Origin of the sequence: Kribbella polygonati, from assembly GCF_050320105.1 — a bacterium.
In the GTDB taxonomy this organism is placed as follows: domain Bacteria; phylum Actinomycetota; class Actinomycetes; order Propionibacteriales; family Kribbellaceae; genus Kribbella.
The window spans coordinates 1,042,891-1,059,503 of the sequence record NZ_CP190129.1 but is presented as its reverse complement, the minus strand read 5'-3'; the positions used below and the strand labels follow the sequence as shown (position 1 = coordinate 1,059,503).

General features: G+C 68.6%; 14 protein-coding genes. 8 read left to right on the top strand and 6 right to left on the bottom strand.

The genetic code is table 11. The annotated features are described in order from the left end of the window. Positions 1-3: 3 nt before the first annotated feature. Genes ACQHIV_RS05020 through ACQHIV_RS05010 form a run of 3 tightly spaced genes read right to left on the bottom strand, consistent with a single transcriptional unit; the run spans position 4 to position 3,110 of the window. A complete protein-coding gene (locus tag ACQHIV_RS05020; protein WP_427892128.1) occupies positions 4-831 on the bottom strand; it encodes a carbohydrate ABC transporter permease in 828 nt (275 codons plus the stop codon). Between the two features lie 3 nt (positions 832-834). Further along, the gene (locus ACQHIV_RS05015) at positions 835-1,806 is read right to left on the bottom strand and encodes a carbohydrate ABC transporter permease (RefSeq protein ID WP_427892126.1); all 972 of its coding nucleotides are present in this window, start codon (positions 1,804-1,806) and stop codon (positions 835-837) included. Then, on the bottom strand, positions 1,803-3,110 hold the full coding sequence (locus ACQHIV_RS05010) for an ABC transporter substrate-binding protein (RefSeq protein ID WP_427892124.1): 1,308 nt from the start codon (positions 3,108-3,110) through the stop codon (positions 1,803-1,805). Before ACQHIV_RS05010 ends, ACQHIV_RS05015 begins: the two co-directional genes overlap by 4 nt. 171 nt (positions 3,111-3,281) lie before the next feature. On the opposite strand from ACQHIV_RS05010, the gene ACQHIV_RS05005 reads away from it, so the two are divergent. Both ACQHIV_RS05005 and ACQHIV_RS05000 read left to right on the top strand, forming a co-directional pair. Continuing rightward, a complete protein-coding gene (locus ACQHIV_RS05005; RefSeq protein WP_427892123.1) occupies positions 3,282-4,007 on the top strand; it encodes a FadR/GntR family transcriptional regulator in 726 nt (241 codons plus the stop codon). A 111-nt stretch (positions 4,008-4,118) separates the two neighbouring features. Next, positions 4,119-6,125, top strand: coding sequence for a right-handed parallel beta-helix repeat-containing protein (locus ACQHIV_RS05000; RefSeq protein WP_427892121.1), 2,007 nt, complete (start codon positions 4,119-4,121; stop codon positions 6,123-6,125). On the opposite strand, the gene ACQHIV_RS04995 is transcribed toward ACQHIV_RS05000, so the two are convergent. Next, complete coding sequence (locus tag ACQHIV_RS04995) at positions 6,122-9,838, bottom strand: hypothetical protein (RefSeq protein ID WP_427892119.1); 3,717 nt, start codon at positions 9,836-9,838, stop codon at positions 6,122-6,124. The genes ACQHIV_RS05000 and ACQHIV_RS04995 overlap by 4 nt on opposite strands. Before the next feature lie 188 nt (positions 9,839-10,026). Here ACQHIV_RS04995 and ACQHIV_RS04990 point away from each other — a divergent pair, with 188 nt between their 5' ends. The 4 genes from ACQHIV_RS04990 to ACQHIV_RS04975 are packed head-to-tail and all read left to right on the top strand — an operon-like array spanning position 10,027 to position 14,380. After that, entirely contained in the window at positions 10,027-11,157 is a 1,131-nt protein-coding gene (locus ACQHIV_RS04990) for a DUF4185 domain-containing protein (protein ID WP_427892117.1), read from the top strand. 44 nt (positions 11,158-11,201) lie between these two features. Then, complete coding sequence (locus ACQHIV_RS04985) at positions 11,202-12,542, top strand: ABC transporter substrate-binding protein (protein ID WP_427892115.1); 1,341 nt, start codon at positions 11,202-11,204, stop codon at positions 12,540-12,542. A gap of 7 nt (positions 12,543-12,549) precedes the next feature. Next, positions 12,550-13,527: a carbohydrate ABC transporter permease gene (locus ACQHIV_RS04980; protein ID WP_427892113.1), complete on the top strand. Its 978-nt coding sequence runs from the start codon at positions 12,550-12,552 to the stop codon at positions 13,525-13,527. A gap of 25 nt (positions 13,528-13,552) precedes the next feature. Further along, positions 13,553-14,380, top strand: a complete 828-nt coding sequence (locus ACQHIV_RS04975; protein WP_427892111.1) for a carbohydrate ABC transporter permease — start codon at positions 13,553-13,555, stop codon at positions 14,378-14,380. Here ACQHIV_RS04975 and ACQHIV_RS04970 read toward each other — a convergent pair. Next, complete coding sequence (locus tag ACQHIV_RS04970; RefSeq protein WP_427892109.1) at positions 14,349-14,966, bottom strand: TetR/AcrR family transcriptional regulator; 618 nt, start codon at positions 14,964-14,966, stop codon at positions 14,349-14,351. The genes ACQHIV_RS04975 and ACQHIV_RS04970 overlap by 32 nt on opposite strands. 82 nt (positions 14,967-15,048) lie before the next feature. On the opposite strand from ACQHIV_RS04970, the gene ACQHIV_RS04965 reads away from it, so the two are divergent. Further along, on the top strand, positions 15,049-15,342 hold the full coding sequence (locus ACQHIV_RS04965) for a putative quinol monooxygenase (RefSeq protein WP_427892107.1): 294 nt from the start codon (positions 15,049-15,051) through the stop codon (positions 15,340-15,342). On the opposite strand, the gene ACQHIV_RS04960 is transcribed toward ACQHIV_RS04965, so the two are convergent. Then, on the bottom strand, positions 15,339-15,803 hold the full coding sequence (locus ACQHIV_RS04960; RefSeq protein WP_427892105.1) for a DoxX family protein: 465 nt from the start codon (positions 15,801-15,803) through the stop codon (positions 15,339-15,341). The two genes, ACQHIV_RS04965 and ACQHIV_RS04960, sit on opposite strands and share 4 nt — an antisense overlap. Before the next feature lie 98 nt (positions 15,804-15,901). On the opposite strand from ACQHIV_RS04960, the gene ACQHIV_RS04955 reads away from it, so the two are divergent. Further along, positions 15,902-16,591, top strand: coding sequence for an NAD(P)-dependent oxidoreductase (locus ACQHIV_RS04955; protein WP_427892104.1), 690 nt, complete (start codon positions 15,902-15,904; stop codon positions 16,589-16,591). Positions 16,592-16,613 lie beyond the last annotated feature (22 nt).

Below are 16,613 nucleotides of genomic sequence, written 5' to 3'. Positions count from 1 at the left end.
TGGCTATCCCTTGGTCGAGCCGGCGGTGACGCCGTCGGTGATCTGGCGCTGGAAGAACAGGTAGATCGCGATCACCGGCAGGGCGGCGACGAGCACCCCGCCGGCGAACAGCGGGATGTTGTCGGAGTACTGCCCGCGCAGCGCGGTCACCCCGACCATCAGCGTGCGGTGCTGCTCGGACTGCATCACGAGCAGCGAGATCAGTACGTCGTTCCAGCAGAACAACGCGTTCAGGATGCCGACCGAGAGCAGCGCCGGCCGACCGAGCGGTAGCATGATCCGGCGGTACACGCCGAGCGTCGTACTGCCGTCGACCCGGGCGGCCTCGACCACCTCGGCCGGGATCCGCGAGTAGAAGCTCGTCATCAGGAAGATCGTGAACGGCAGGAACTGCCCGGTGTAGGCGAGGATCAAGCCTGGATACGTATCCAGCAGGTGCACCTGGCCGAGCACCCGGAAGAACGGCACCATGATCACCTGGAACGGAATCATCAACGCACCGAGGCAGACCAGGAACAGCCACTTCCGGCCGCGGAACGTGACCTGGCTGAACGCGTACCCGGCCATCGAGCCGAGCAGCAGCAACAGCGCGACCGCGCCGGCCGTCACCACGATCGAGTTGAGCGTGTACCGCCCGAGCCCCGAGGAGCTCCACGCGGCCGCGATGTTCGCCGCGGTGACGTGGTCGGCCAGCGAGAACTGGTTGAGTACGTATTCACGGCGCGACTTCATCGCGACGTTCAGCGTGAACAGCATCGGGTAGATCGTGGCCAGCGCCAGCAGGCACATCGGTACGGCGACGATCCACCGGGTGAAACCGCGCTCGCGCATCGCTCACACCTCCTTGGTGGCGCGCTTGATCAGCCGGATCTGCGCGAGCCCGACGACGAGCATCACGAGGAACAGCACCATCGACGCGGCCGACGCCAGCGCCGGGCTGTTCAGCTGCCCCTGGGTGACCCAGATGTAGAACTCCGGCAGGTACGTCGCACCGCCCGGGCCACCCGCGGTCATCACGTACACGAGTCCGAACATCCCGGTCAGCATCCCGATCATCGTGGTGACGAAGACGAACTGGATGGTCTGGCTGAGCTCGGGAACCACCACGTGCCGGATGGTCTGCGGCAGGCTCGCGCCGTCGCACCGGGCCGCGTCGAGCAGCGACTGGTCGAGCGTGGAGAAGCCGGCCATGAAGATCACCAGCGCCATCCCGAACGTCGCCCAGATGTGGACGCCGATCACCGACACGATCGCGAGGTGCGGGTTGCCCAGCCAGTCGACCGGTCCGGCACCGAACGCGCCGAGCAGCTGGTTCAGCGGCCCGTCGACGGACAGCAGGATGTTGAAGATCGCGCCGATGATGACCGGCGACAGCACCACCGGGAAGAAGTACACACTCCGGTAGAACCGATGGCCGGGGACCTTCAGGAACAGGAAGGTGGCCAGGATCCCCGGCACCGCGACCGCGACCGGCAGCGCGAGGAACAACAGCCCGACGTTCTTCACCGCGGTCCGGAAGACCGGGTCGGAGGCGAGCGTCTGGTAGTTGGCCAGGCCAACGAATACGCCGTTCCGGTCGCCGTCCCCGGTGAGCGAGTACTGCGCACCGAGGACGAGCGGCACGACCCGCAGCCCGACGATGATCAGCAGGGCCGGCGTCACCAGCACCAGCGCGGCGATCTGATGCTCACCGAGGCGCCGACGACGGGCGGACGCGGTCCGGGCCGCTGTCGGCGGCTGGGTTTGCCGAGCCGCCGGCGCCTGCTGCGGCTCGTGGATCACGGTGCGTTCTCCGGCCACGGTCACTTGTCCGACGCTGCCAGCTGGGTGAGCACCTGGTCGACGGTCACGTCACCGCTGATCAGCTGCTGCGACAGCCGGTGCATCAGGTCGAGCGTCTTCGCCGACAGCGCGGTGTGCAGCAGCGGCTTGCTGTCCGGGAGCCAGGACACGATCTCGCCGGCCGCCGGTACGTCGACCGCCTTGGTGTCGATGGTCTTGTCGGCCGCGATCGCGCCGGCCTTCTCGAAGAACAGCTTCTCCGCGTCGGTGCTCGCCAGGCTCTTCACCAGGTCCATCGCCAGCGCCGGGTCCTTCGTCCACTTCATCACGCCGTACCCGATGCCGCCCTCGGCCGGGAGGAACGTGGACTTGACGTTGGCCGGGTCCGAGATCGGCGGCTTGTAGACGCCGAGGTCCGGGCCGAGGAACTCGTCGAAGGACTTCCAGTGCGCGGTGTCCGAGATCAGCCCGATCACGTTGCCGCCCTTGCCGCCGGAGAACATCGTGAACTGGTCGTTGAACATGGCGGTCGAGTTGACGCCCTTGTTGTACCAGCCGTCGTCGTTGGTCTTCTTCCACAGCTCGAAGATCTGCCTGACCTCGGGCGACTTCCAGTCCCGCTTGCCGGCCAGCCAGTCGTCGTACTGTGCCGGGCTGAACACGCCGGGGCCGAACCCGGACAGGAAGAACTCGATGCCGAGGCCTTCCTTGTTGCCGAGGTTGAAGCAGGCGTTGCCGGACTTCTTGATCGCGGCGCAGTCGGTCTGCAGCTCGGCCAGCGTCGCCGGCGGCTTGTTCGGGTCGAGGCCGGCCTTCTTGTAGACGGCCTTGTTGTAGTAGAAGGGGAAGCCCTGCAGCGTGACCGGGACGGCGTACGTCGACTTGTCGTTCTTGAACGCGTCCCAGCCGACGAGCCGGTCCTTCAGGTCGCCGAGCTTGTCGTCGAGCGGGAGCAGTGCGCTCGCCCGCTCGCGCAGCTGCGCGCCGCCGTTGAACATCGAGATGTCCGGGCCTTTGCCGGCCTGGATCGCCGTACCGAGGAGTGTGTAGTACTGGTCGTACGGCTGGGCGACGAACTCGACCTGGACGCCGGGGTGCTTGGCCTCGAAGTCGGACTTGGCCTTCGCGTAGTAGTCCTTCGTGCTGGCGTCACCGGAGTGCCAGTCCCAGACGACCAGCTTTCCTGATCCGGTACTGCCGCCGCTGCCGGCCTGGCTCTGCGGTGCGGCCGCGCCGCAGGCGGCGGCGACCAGGGCCAGCGCCGGGACGAGCGCGGCGGCGATCCAGCCGCGGCGGAACTGCCAGACGTGGCCTGAGGCGCTCGGCATGATCGCGCCCTCCTTCTCGGGTTCATGGGGCTCTCGCTGTGGCAAGATGTTAGTTGTCTGTTGTCTGTTGTCAAGAGTTTGTTGACTGCTGACGGATGGGCGACAATCCGTGTACGCATCGGTACATCGACCTCGGAGGCACAGGTGGCGTCGGACCCCGGACAGGCAACCGTGCGACTCGCGCCCGCGGCGGCCGCGCGCAGGCCGGCCCGACTCGCCGACCTGGTCGTCGAGTCGGTGCTCGACGGGGTGGTGTCGGGTTCGATCCCACCGGGCGCGGCGCTGCCGCCGGAGTCGGCGCTGTCGGAGCAGTTCCAGGTCAGCCGGATCACGGTCCGCGAGGCGGTGAAGCTGCTCGAGGCGAAGGGGCTGGTCGAGGTACGGCGGGGCGTCGGGGCGGTCGTCAAGGACGACTCCAGCTGGAACCTGCTGGACGCCGACGTCCTCGCGTCTGCGGTGCGGAACGACGCGAACCTGACGATCCTGGACGAGCTGGTCGGGGTGCGGATCGCACTGGAGTCGAACCTGGCCGGGCTGGCCGCGGAGAACGCGACCGACGAGGACCGGGCGGCGATCGAGGCGGTGTTCCACCGACTGGAGGCGGATACGTCGCGGCCCGAGGTGTTCATCCAGACCGACGTCGAGTTCCACGACCGCATCATGGCGGCGTCCGGGAACCGGCTGGCGCGGTCGATCGTCAGCACGGTCCACAGCCAGGCGCGGACCAGCATGCGCTACCAGGGCCACCCGAGCGTCGAGGACGTCCGTACGACGAACTCCGAACACCGCATCGTCCTCGACCGCATCCTCGCCCGGGACGCGGCCGGCGCCGCCGCCGCGATGACCACCCACATCCGCTCCGCCTGGCAGCGCCGCCGCCCCCTCCCGCCGGCCTAGCCGCCCCCTCGTCGATTGCCGGATCCGGTCGTCAGGTCTTGACGACCCCTGCCGGGACTTCTACGTTGCCGCTGACAGATGACAGACAACAGACGACATAGGAGTCCCTGGATGACCCGACATCGTCCGGCCCGGGTGCCGGCCGCCGCCTTCGCGCTGGCGGTCGCCGCGGCCGCGCTCTCCGCCCCGACCTTCGCCGCCTCGCGGCCGACCGACGTCATCGTGGTCGCCCCGGACGGCAAGAAGCCCCAGAACCTCGGCGCCGACCAGGTCGTCCGTACCCTCGGTGCCGCCCAAGCCCTCGTCCGTGCCCGCAGCGCGACCACCGACGTCCGCGTCCTGCTGACCGGCGGCACCTACGAACTGACCGCCCCACTCCGGTTCGGCACCAGCGACGGCGGCCGCAACGGCCACACCGTCAGCTGGCAGAGCGTCCCCGGCCAGCGCGCCGTACTCTCCGGCGGCTCCAAGATCAGCAACTGGAAGCTCACCGACCCCGCCAAGAACATCTGGTCCGCCGACGTCCCGGCCGGCACCCGATCACGCCAGCTGTACGTCGACGGCAAACTCGCCCAACGCACCCAACTGCTCCTCGCCGAATCCAAGAAGACCCGCGGCAGCCTGGTCTTCAGCCAACGCGGCCTCACCGTCAACGACCCGGCCCTCGCCGCCCGGATCGCCGCCCTCTCCAACCCCGGCGCACTGGAGATCGAGGAACTCGGCTCGTTCACCGACCGCTACTCCCCTGTCCACTCGGTTGACGGCAACACCCTGGTGATGGAACAGCCGGCCTGGGACAACAACAACTTCGGCTACGACACCCTCAAGTCGCCGTACGCCCGCGGCGCGATCTACCTGAACAACGCCTACGAGCTCATCTCCGGCCCGAACCAGTGGTACCTCGACTCCGCGAAGGGCAAGCTGTTCTACCGCCCCGCCGACGGCCGGTCGATGACCTCCACCGACGTACGACTCCCCCGCCTCGAGTCCCTCGTCCAGATCAGCGGCAGCTACTCCGCGCCGGTCCAGAACCTTGCCTTCAGCAACATCACGTTCGCGCACACCACCTGGAACTTCCCGAGCGGACCCCAGGGGTACGTCGACCAGCAGAGCGGCGCGCACGCCGTCGGCGAGTACGCCAAGCCGGCCGACTTCCTGACCAGCTGCCAGAACGGCTGCCCCGAGTTCGAGAAGACCCGCAACGAGTGGCACCAGATCCCGGCGGCCGTGCAGGTGTCCGCCGCCGCGCACGTGAGCTTCGACGGCAACAGCTTCGAGCAGCTCGGCTCCGTCGGCCTCGGCCTCGGCATGGACCCGAACGCGCACGCCTCCGGCACCGGGTACGGCGCCGCCGAGATCGATGTCCGCGGCAACAGCTTCACGAACAGCGCCGCCTCGGCGATCGTCGTCGGCGGCGTACAGCCCGACGCCCATCATCCGCGGGACACGCGGATGACGAACCACGACGTGCGGATCGTCGGCAATACGATCGCCGGCGTCTCGAAGGAGTACCGCGACAACGCCGGCATCCTGTCGACGTACGTCACCCGGGCGACGATCACCCACAACACGCTGACGGACCTGCCGTACGACGGCATCGACATCGGCTGGGGCTGGGGCATCAACGACCCGGGCGGCAACGGGTACTACCTGAAGGCCGGGCTGTACAGCTACCAGCCGATCTACCGCACGCCGACGACGTTCCGCGAGAACTATGTCGCGTACAACCTGATCCACGACACCAAGCAGGCGATGCACGACGGCGGCAGCATCTACACGCTGTCCGCGAGCCCGGGCACCGTGATCGAACGCAACTACGTGTACGACAGCCAGGTCACGTTCGGCGCACTGATCGACCAGGGCACGCGGTACGTCGTGATGCGCGACAACGTGTTCCTCGGCAGCAGCCGCTGGGTCTACATCAACTCCGACGCCGGCAACCCCGACACCTTCAACACGAAGGACAACCTGGTCACCGGCAACTGGTGGGACGTCGGCCCGGAACGCAACCCCGAAGGCCCCGGCTACAACAACCAGGTGATCGGCAACACCCAGATCACCGACGGCAACTTCCCGCCCGAGGCCCGGCGGGTGATGGACGAGGCCGGCGCCCGCTAGATCCGTTCGACCGAGCGGTCGACGAGGAGATAGGAGGCACTCGCGCTGGTCCCGCGGTATTCGTCGTACCCGTCGTTCAGCAGTTCCTTGCGCACCAGGACTGTCCAGAACAAGGTGTACCCCGCGCGGGCCAGCGCGTCCGTCAGGTCGCGGCGCAGCACGAGAGCGCGGACCGCGGTCATCCCGGCCGTCGGGTCGAGCACCGCGGGCCGCGCCGTGCGGTCGGGCCAGCAGAAGTCGTTGCCGTGCCGCAGCCCGAGCAGGTCGTGGAGGAGCCTGCTGGGTACGTATCCGGTCACGGTACCGGAGGTGTCGCGGGTGGTGCCGGTGCCGGTGTACTCGTAGTTCGGCAGCTCGAGGGTGAACGGGAGCCCGGTCTCGCCGGTGTCGATATCCCAGTCGGGCGAGGTCGGGTACGTCGCGAGGAGACGGCTGTTGACGTCCGGGTACTCGGGCATCCAGTGCCCTTCGTAGTTCTGTCCGGCGGCCCAGGTGCGCAGTACGGCGACGTCGTCCGCGGGAACGAGGTACGAGCGTGTCCGCATCCAGATGTTGAGGATCGGCGGGCCGGAGGCGGCGAGCTCCGGAGGCAGGTCCTCGGTCCAGTTGTCGTACCGCACCAGCGACAGCCAGCGGGTGCCGTCCGGGTCGGCCAGCGCGATCAGGTCCAGCGGGTCCGGTACGCCGTCGAGAACGTCCGGCTCGTCCACGAAGGCGGCCGCCACCGGCGCGAACCAGCCCGGCTGGTCCGCGCGCGGACGCACCAGCACGGTCGGGTCGATGTCGCGGCCGATGATCTGGTCGAGGTCGTGCGGTCGATGATGGTCGGCGAGCCGGCCGAGCGTTTCGTACAGGCCGATCCACCGGTACTTCTCACCACCGCCGAGCTCGGAGGCGCGCACATCAACGGCCCGCCGCGCCTCGCGAAACAGCCGCTCCCGGTCGTCGGTGACAAACGCGTCGAGCGTGGACCCGAGCACGTCACGCCCGGAGTCCACGGTCGTGCGCTCCTCGTCGCGCGGTGCCTCGACCGGCCAGGAGGCGCCGTACGGCGGATGCCAGTCCGGCCCCGACCACCCGTGCGCGGTGGCCGCCTCGCCGATGCGCCGGAGGTTGTCGCGCGTGACGAGGTGCAGGGGTACGCCGTCCGCGACCAGCTCGGCAGCCGCGTCGGCCATCGCGGTGACCACGTCCGCGGAAGTGGAGCGGAGTGCCACACCGCACAGAGCACCGGTCAGGCGCTCGACGACGTACGGGTCGTCGCAGCCGCGGAAGGCGCGGACCGCGACGGCTAACTCGGCCGGGCTGTCCTCGCCGATCGCGACCAGCGCTTTGGTGGCGTGATCGCGCAGTGTGCGGACGGTCGAGGTGAGGAACCAGCCGATGGTCAGCGCCGCGAGCCGGGAGCTGCCGTCCTGACGTGGTCGGCGTACGTCGGGCCAGGCCCAGTCGAGGAGGACGGCTGTTTGGTCGTGCTCCGACGAGGCGAGCCATTCGGACCAGGTGCGGTCGCGCTCCGCGAGCGTCAGACCGGACAGGACGCGGTGCAGGAAATCGGCGTTGGCGGCGTGGCCGGCGACGCAGGCGACCCGGAGAAGGGCCAGCCAGGCGTCAGGCGCGGGCAGGAGTCCGGCGACGAGCTCGGTCGTCCGGCCGGTGGTGTGTTCCGCGGAGCGCAGCGTCAGGCTCTGCAGGAACGCGTCGACGACCCGCCGGTCGGCACGGCCGGTCTCGTCGGCGAAGAGATCGACGATCTCGATGCCGTACCGCTCCGGCAGGATCAGACCGAGCGCCCCGATCACGCCGTTCTCGGCCCAGCCCGTCGCGTCGTCGAGCGACCGGTACCAGTCCTGCAGCTCGGCGGGAGTCCGCTCCGCCAGCAGGGCGGCGCGTTGGACGTCGCCGAGCCGCTGGTAGCTGAAGACGACCGTACCGGCCGTTGCCTCGAGCAACACACCTTCGCGGAGCAGGCCGACGTAGAGGCCCTGGGACCAGCGCCGGTCCGGAAGCGCGACGTCGGCGAGTTCGATGGCGTCCGCGCGCCGGTACGGTCCGGGACCGAGCTCCGCCAGCCGGCGGGTGACAGCTCGGACCAGGTCCGACGCCTGGTCGTAGTCGCAGCGGGAAGGTCCGGCCAGGCGCTCGTTCACCGCTTCGAGGAAGGCATCGCACACCGTGGTCAGGCCGGCGTTGCCGAGGCTCTGCCGTCCCAAGGTACTGAGCCCCTCGCAGGCCAGTTTGAGGAACAGCGGGTTGCCGAACTCGGGGTCGAGGACCGGGAACGTGACGCGTTCCAGCCCGTACTCCGCGGTGTACCTGTCGACGGCTTCCGCGGTCGACTCGGCAAAGCCGGTGTGCTCGACCTGTGGGAAGTCGTTGCCGCCGGCCACCGCATCCACGAACTCGGTCCGACACGAGACGGCGAGCACGACGTGCGGATGCCGGTCGACCGCGCCGGCGAGGACGCGTAGCTCGTCGGCCCACCGGTCGGCGCGGGCGCTTTCGTTGATCGCGTCGATCATCAGCATCGCGGGCCGTCCCGCGGCCTCGCCCGCCGCGTCGAGTACGCCGAGAACGTCGTCCAGCCGGCCGTCGATCCCGGCGAGCCTGCCGAGCTGCGGGAGCAGCGCGGTCTCGTCGAAGTCCTGCCCGAGCAGTACAACGGTCGGCAGCCCCGCCTCGATGCGCCGCGCCGCGACGTCGCAGAACAGGTGCGTCTTGCCGACACCAGCGCGTCCGGTCATCAGGAGCAGACCGCGATCGGCCGCCTCCGTGGCGACGCTGCGGACCAGTCCGAGCGCTTCCTCGAGTGCCCGCACCGCGGTCCGGTAGACGGACTGCGTGCGCGGGTCTGCTGCGGCGACGGCATCGGCGAGCGCGGCGCGAGCGGATTCGAGATCGGTGGCAATCGGTGGGAGGCGGGCACCTGAGCGGGCGGCGGTGAGGAAGGCGTCGAGGGCCGCCGCGGCGGCGGCCAGCTCGTTCTGCAGCGGCCGGCGGTACGCGCGGATCCGGCGTAGGTCGGCCAGGACGTGTTGGATGCGGAGGACATAGGCCTCGGTGCGGCCGAGGCCTTCGAGCGCCTCGACGGTCGGCACCTCGACGTGCAGCTGCGGCGTGTAGCGACGTCCGACCTTGTTCAGTACGTCGCTCAACCGGTCGCGCTGCTCCTCCGGTGTGAGGATCGACGTACCGAACCAGTACCGCAGGCGCCCGGCGTTCTCCGCCCTCGTCAGCTCCGCCATCAGCTCGCTCGCGCCGACGTACACGAACTCGACGTCCATCCCCCGGTCCGCCGCGAGCCACTCCCACTCGGCCGTCTTCGCGAGCCACTTGGTGTACGCCGACTTCGTCCGCCGGGTGTCCCCCGCGGGCCGGTCGTACGGGAGTACCACGATGTAACGCCTCAGGTTCGGCTCAGTTTCCAGCACCCGCCGGACCGATGCGTCCACCTGACCGAGTTCGTTGTCGCCCAGCCTGAACAGGTACTTCGCCTGCCAGGCCCACACGTCGCCGCCCGGCAGCACACCCTTCCCCTCACGCCCGCCGTCCGGGTTCCCGAACCGGTCGAACGCCGTACCGGCCGGCCACTCCACCAGCCCCGGAACCCCCGCCGTCACGACCAGCGACGCCAGTTCCTCGAACCCCGCCGCCCGCCCCGCCGGCGCCCCGTACGCCCGGATCCGCCCGAAGTCGACGTCCGGCCCCGTCACCCAGCCTCACCCGGTCCCAGCACAGCTGCACGGTACACGCCGCGTCAGCCCACGAACCCGCTCCGCATCCACCACACTCCCGACCCGGCGCCAGTAAGGCGTCAGGACCCTGTCGTGCCCAGATCGTTGCCTCGCCATCGCTCCTTGACCCATTGTGCGGGAAATCGATTTCTGCCACACTCCCCGGCATGAACAGCGTCGGTAGGGTCGGTGTGATGGCGGGGCTCGCGTGCCTCGCGCTGTCGAGCACCGCCGCCTGCGGCGGAGCGCCGGCCACGACCGATCCGCGACTGACCGGTGACCAGAAGGCGCCGTTCCGGCTCGGCGGGGTCGAGCACGTCACGAAGGTAGCGCAGCTGACAGGTCACGACTCGATCAACCACACGGGGTCGGTCGAGGTGGCCGGACAGGACCTCGGGTCGATGTTCGACGCGGACGGGAAGACCTGGTTCGTGTTCGGCGACACGTTCGGGCAGCGCGAGGCCGGGCAGACCGGAGGCGGCGGCACCGAGTGGCGGTCGAACACGATGGCCTGGACGACCGACGGCGACCCGTCCGACGGCATCACCTTCGGCGGTTACGTCACCGACGACACCGGCTGGGCGAAAGAGCTGATCCCGGGCCGGAAGATCGACAACGACGAGATGACGATCATCCCGACGTACGGCTTCGCCGCGAACGGCGCGATGTACCTCGCCTTCATGTCGGTGCGGCACTGGGGCGACCCGGGCGAATGGGAGACCAACTACGCGGGCCTCGCGAAGTCGACCGACCACGGGCAGAACTGGACCGTCCTGGAGACCCCGCGCTGGGACGGCAACAGCAACTTCGTCCAGGTCAGTGTCACGAACGTCGACGGGATGCTCTACTTCTGGGGTGTCACCCACGGCAGGTTCGGCGGCGTCGCGCTGATGCGGGTCGCCGAGGCGGACGTCGAGCAGCAGAAGGCGTACGAGTACTTCACCGGCGTCCGTGACGGCAGGCCGGCCTGGGGCAAGGACCCCGCGGCGGCCGCGCAGATCGTCGACGGAACCGTCGGCGAGCTCTCGGTGATGTGGAGCGAGTACCTCGGCCGCTGGATCATGACCTCGACCGACGGGTCGGGCCTCGGCTCGACGATCCGCGAAGGCATCACACCCTGGGGGCCGTGGGGTGACCCGAAACCCCTTGTCACACAGCAGGATCTGCCCGGCGTCTACTCGCCGTACCTGCATCCCAGGTACGTCGGGAACGGCGGCCGGACGATCTACTTCTCGATCTCCCAATGGGATCCCTACAACGTGTTCTGGTACCGCGCCGACCTCGTCAAGTCGAAGTGACCGGCACCCGGCACCATCTATCACAGATCACAAGGAGCAGGAACATGCGTCACCGGAGACTCAGGATTCTCGTCGCCTCGGCAGTGGCCGCGACGCTCGCCCTCGCCGGCTGCGGCTCGTCCGACAACTCGGGGAGCTCCGGCGGTAAGGGCGGGACGACCGAGATCACGTTCTGGCAGCAGCAGTTCGAGCCGTACCAGCAGAAGTGGTTCAAGACGTACGTCGACAAGTTCAACGCGTCGCAGACCGCGGTCAAGGTCAAGTACCAGGTGGTTCCCGGTGACACCTGGACGCAGAAGCTCAAGGCCGCGCAGGCCGCCGGCACCCAGCCCGACGTCGCGACCACGAACTACGGCGGCATCCCGGCCGGTGTCGCGAACGGCCAGTTCGCCGAGCTCGACGGGCTGCTGCCGGACAAGGTCTGGGGCGACCTCAAGCCGAACGTCGCCGGCTTCGTCAAGGTCGACGGCAAGCACTACGCGTACCCGATGCTGGTCGAGCCCTCGACCGTCCTCTACTACCGCAAGGACCTCGTCACGGCCGCCGGGCTCGACCCGAACTCGCCGCCGAAGACCTGGGACGAACTGCTCACCTGGGCCCAGAAGCTGACCAAGGGCAACGTCAAGGGAATGACGATGGCCTCGGTCGCGCCCGACCTCGGCTGGTCGAGCTGGGGCCTGCAGTACAACGCGTGCGGCCACCTGCCGATCAACGACGACTGGTCCGCCGCGAACGCGAAGGACCCGTGCTACACGAAGCTCTTCCAGCTGTACCAGACCCTGTTCCAGAAGGGCTGGATGCCGCAGCAGCCGAAGGTCGGGTACGCCGACGCGTCGCCGTACGGCCAGGGCCAGGTGGCGATGATGGCGGACGGCTCGTGGGCGGTCGGCCAGCTCAAGCAGAGCTTCCCGGCGATGATCAAGAACACCGCGGTCGCGCCGTTCCCGTCGGTCGACGGCGACGCGACCAAGCCGACCGCGACGCTCGGCGGCTGGACGCTGACGGTCGACGGCAAGACGAAGAAGAAGGAGGCCGCAGCCAAGTTCATCGACTACCTGCTGGCCGGCGACCCGGCGATCATGGCGGACTTCTTCCGGCAGAGCGGCTTCTCGAAGTACACCGTGCGTACGTCGGTCGACCAGGCACTGGCCAGTGACCCGGCGGCCACCTCCGACCCGTTCATGAAGATCATCAGCGACAAGGTGGTCGCCACCGGCAAGGCCGAGCCGGCGTACCCGTTCGACATCTCGCTGGCCTTCGCGACCGCGATCGAGTCCGTGATGAAGGGCAAGTCCGACATCCCGGCGGCGACCCAGAAGGCCAGTGACGCGATCGACCGGGTGATCAAGCAGCAGCACCTCAAGGGCACGGCACCGAAGGGCTGACCGAACGATGCTCGACACCTCCACACAGCCGACGGGCCGGGTCACCCAGGTGACCGGCCCGTCCGGCCGGTCCCGCCGCCGTCGGAAGGTCCGTGACCAGGTACCCAGGCACCTGCGCGCCCATCTGACCGCCTACCTGATGATCGCGCCGATGGTGATCCTGCTCGGGATCTTCGTGATCTGGCCGCTCGTCTACGCGTTCTACCTGAGCTTCTTCGAGATGAGCTTCTACAAGGACGCGAAGTTCGTCGGGTTCGACTTCTACCAGTACGTGCTCACCGACCCGGACTTCTACGCGTCGCTGTGGGTCGGCCTCAAGCTGGCGATCATGGTCGTCCCGGCGATCCTCGTCCTCGCGCTGCTGCTCGCGAGTTTCATCGCGACGCTGTCGAAGCGGCTGGCGGCGTTCATGAAGACCACGGTCTACGTGCCGGCGGTCGTCTCGAGCGTCGTCGCGGCGATCATCTTCGTCTTCATCTACCAGGACGAGGGCGTCGCGAACTGGTTCATCGGGCTGTTCGGCCACGGACCGGTCGCCTGGCTGAACACGGCCGGTACGGCGCTGCCGGCGGTGGCGATCCCGGCGATCTGGCTCGGGTTCGGCGTCTCCACGCTGATCATGCTCGCGGGCATCCTCGACATCCCGGAGAGCTATTTCGAGTCGGCCCGGCTGGACGGCGCGAACTTCTGGCAGCGCACCCGCTACATCACGGTGCCGTCGCTGCGCAACGTCATCCTGTTCCTGCTGGTCACCGGGCTGACGCTGACGATCCAGGAGTTCCAGCTGCCGCTGGTGATGACGAACGGCGGCCCGGTGGACGCCACCAACACGCCGAACCTGTACATCTTCAACAGCTTCCGCGACGGCACGCCGTACGCGACGAGCTACTCGCTGACCGCGGCGTTGCTGCTGTTCGTCGTCATCGGCACCATCTCGATCATCATCTTCCGGGTCGTCAGCTCCGAGAAGTCGTCGGACGCCTGAGGCGTCACCGAAAGGACCTGTTTCGATGAACCGCTCGTGGTACGCACCACGCCGGCTGCTGTCGTACGTGCTGGTCGCCGGCATCGCCCTCACCGCGCTCTTCCCGCTCGCGTGGATGGCGATGTCCGGCTTCAAGAGCCAGACCGAGGTACTGCGCAGCCCGTTCCAGTTCTTCCCCGACGTATGGCGGGTGGAGAACTACCGGCTGATCCTCGCCGACCCCGCGTTCGTCCGGGCGATGGCGATCACGTTCGCCGGTGCGGTGATCTTCACGGTCGCGAGCCTGGTGGTGAACTCGACGGCCGCGTACGCGTTCGCGCGGCTCGAGTTCGCCGGCAAGCGGCTGTGGTGGGTCGTCTGCATCACCCCGATGTTCATCCCGGCGATGGCGATCCTGCTGACGTCGTTCGTCGTGGTGAGCAAACTCGGGATGCTGGACACGCTCGCCGTACTGATCGTCCCCGGCGTCGCGTCGAGCGCGCAGATGTTCTTCCTCCGCCAGTTCTACCTGAACATGCCGGCCGCGGTGGAGGAGGCCGCGCTGATCGACGGCGCGACCCGCTGGCAGATCTTCCTGCAGATCTTCGTCCCCCAGTCCCTCGGCCCGTACGTCGTGGTCGGCATCGGCTCGTTCCTCGCCTACTGGAACTCGTACGTCTGGCCGGTCCTCGTCGTGTCGAACCCGGACCTGACCCAGATCATGCAGTACCTCGCCACGTTCCGCTCGTCCCGCGGCAACGACTGGGGCATGCTGATGGCCGGCTCCACACTGGCCGCCCTGCCGACGATCATCCTGGTCCTGATCTTCCAGCGCTACATCGTCAACGGCGTCCGCCTGGCCGGGATGAAGTAGCCGGCCAGGCGCGGAGGGCGTTCTGGGCGATGTGCTGGAGGTCGGCGCGGGTCGCACCGTCGCGGGCCTGGGCGGACATGCCCTGCAGGACGGCCGAGTAGAACCTCGCGAGCGCGCGGGTGTCCGTGCGCTCGGGAAGTTCGCCGTTCCGGGTCGCCTGGCGGAGCTTGGTCCGGAGTGCTTCGACCCCCGCGGCGCGGAGCGTGCGCAGGTGTTCGGCGACGTCGGCCGACTGCGGCCCGCAGTTGGTCGTTGCCGTGATCAACAAACAGCCCTGCGGGCGGTCGGGGCGCGTGTAGGCGACGGCCGCCTCCCGGAGCAGCCGCTCGACGGCGTCGCGGGTGTGCGGTTCCGCGGCGAGGGCCTCCGTCGTGAAGGCGGCGTACCCGGTGAGGTAGCGGTCGAGCGCCTCGAGGAAGAGCGTCCGCTTGTCGCGGAAGGCGGCGTACAGACTCGGTGCGGTGATCCCGAGTGCCTTGGTCAGCATCGCGATCGAGGTCGCGTCGTACCCGTGCTCCCAGAAGACCGCGACCGCGGCCTCCAGCGCCTGGTCACGGTCGAACGAGCGTGGCCTTCCGGTTCTCATGGCTCAATTGTATAGCGATCGTTCGGGAAGTGCGTTAGCGTATTTCCCGAACGATCGATACAGAAGTCTGAGAGGCGTCATGATGAGTGTCGGGTTGTGCATCCGGGTCGAGGCGAAGCCGGATCGGGTGGCGGACGTCGAGGCGACGTTGCGGGAGGTGGTGGAGATCGTCCGGGCCGAGGCGAAGGCGGTCGTGTGGTTCGCGTTGCGGCTGGGGCCGACGTCGTTCGCGATCTACGACGCATTCACGAACGAGGCGGACCCGCAGGCACATCTGGACGCGAACGGACCCGCGCTCCGGGCGGCCGGGGCCGAGCTCTTCGTGGCGGATCCGGAGGTGCGGTACGTGGACGTCGTCGCGAGCCTGATGCCCTAAGCGGTTCGCCGGGTCAGTACGACGAGGTTGACGAGGAGGGCGGGGAGCAGGACGAGGATCGCGATCGGCACGAGGTCGTGGCGGGACAGTGCCGGTGCGGTCGCGAACTTGTCCCACCGCGCGGCCGTGACCGTGATGGCGAGCGATGCCCACAGCGCGGTCTCGAGGGCGGCGAGCCACTCGCGGTTGCGGAGGTGGAAGCCGCTGGCCATCAGCGAGATGACCGCGATCCCGAGGGCGGCCAGCGGCGTGGTCCATTCGCCGCGGCCGGCCAGGACCGGTACGACGAGGCCGACCGCGGCGGCTAGCTCGGACGTCCCGATCAGGACCGTCAGCCCCCGCGGTACGTCGTCGAAGCCGACCCAGCGGTCGATCCCGGTGCCGAGGATCTTCGGCACGCCGGACAGGGCGAAGAACAGCGCCAGGAACCCCTCGGCGATCCAGACAGTGGTCGTGAACACAACACAGCTCCTTGTAGTCGTGCGGGCAATCAGTACGTCGTCCCGCCGACCACGCGTGTGACAGTCACATTCCTGGCGCCGGAAACGACATACAGGTCATGAGACTCACGCTGTTCGGAGCCCACGGCGGGACCGGCCTGCATCTGACCAGGCAGGCACTCGCCGCCGATCACACGGTGGTCGCGGTGACGCGGCGCCCCGCTGAGTTCCCGGTCAGCGACCCGCGACTCACGGTCGTCGGGGCCGACGTGAACGATCCCGAGGCGGTCGCGGGCGCCGTCGACGGCGCGGACGCGGTGCTGTCCGCGCTCGGGGTCCCGTTCACGCGGCGGCCCGTCACGATCTACAGCCGCGGTACGGCGAACATCGTGGCCGGCATGCGGCGCCACGGTGTCGAGCGGATCGTGGTGATCAGCTCGGTCTCCACCGACCCGCACCCGCACGCCGAGGCGGGGTTCCTGATGAACAGGGTGATCCAGCCGCTGGTCACCGCGACGATCGGCCGGACGACGTACGCCGACATGCGCCGGATGGAGGCCGATCTCCGGGCGACGACGCTCGACTGGACCGTGGTCCGCCCGGCCGGGCTGTACAACGCCGACCGCGTCACGGCGTACAGACTGGAAGAGGACCGCACCGACGGCTTCCGGACCAGTCGCGCCGACCTGGCCGCGGCCGTACTCGCCCAGCTGGACACCTCAGAGTGGGTACGCCGCAACGTGGTGGTGACGACCTCCGACGGCGCCCCGACCTTGCTACAACTGATGTTCGGCGAAGCTCTCCGCTGAACCCCGACGAGGAGAACACGCA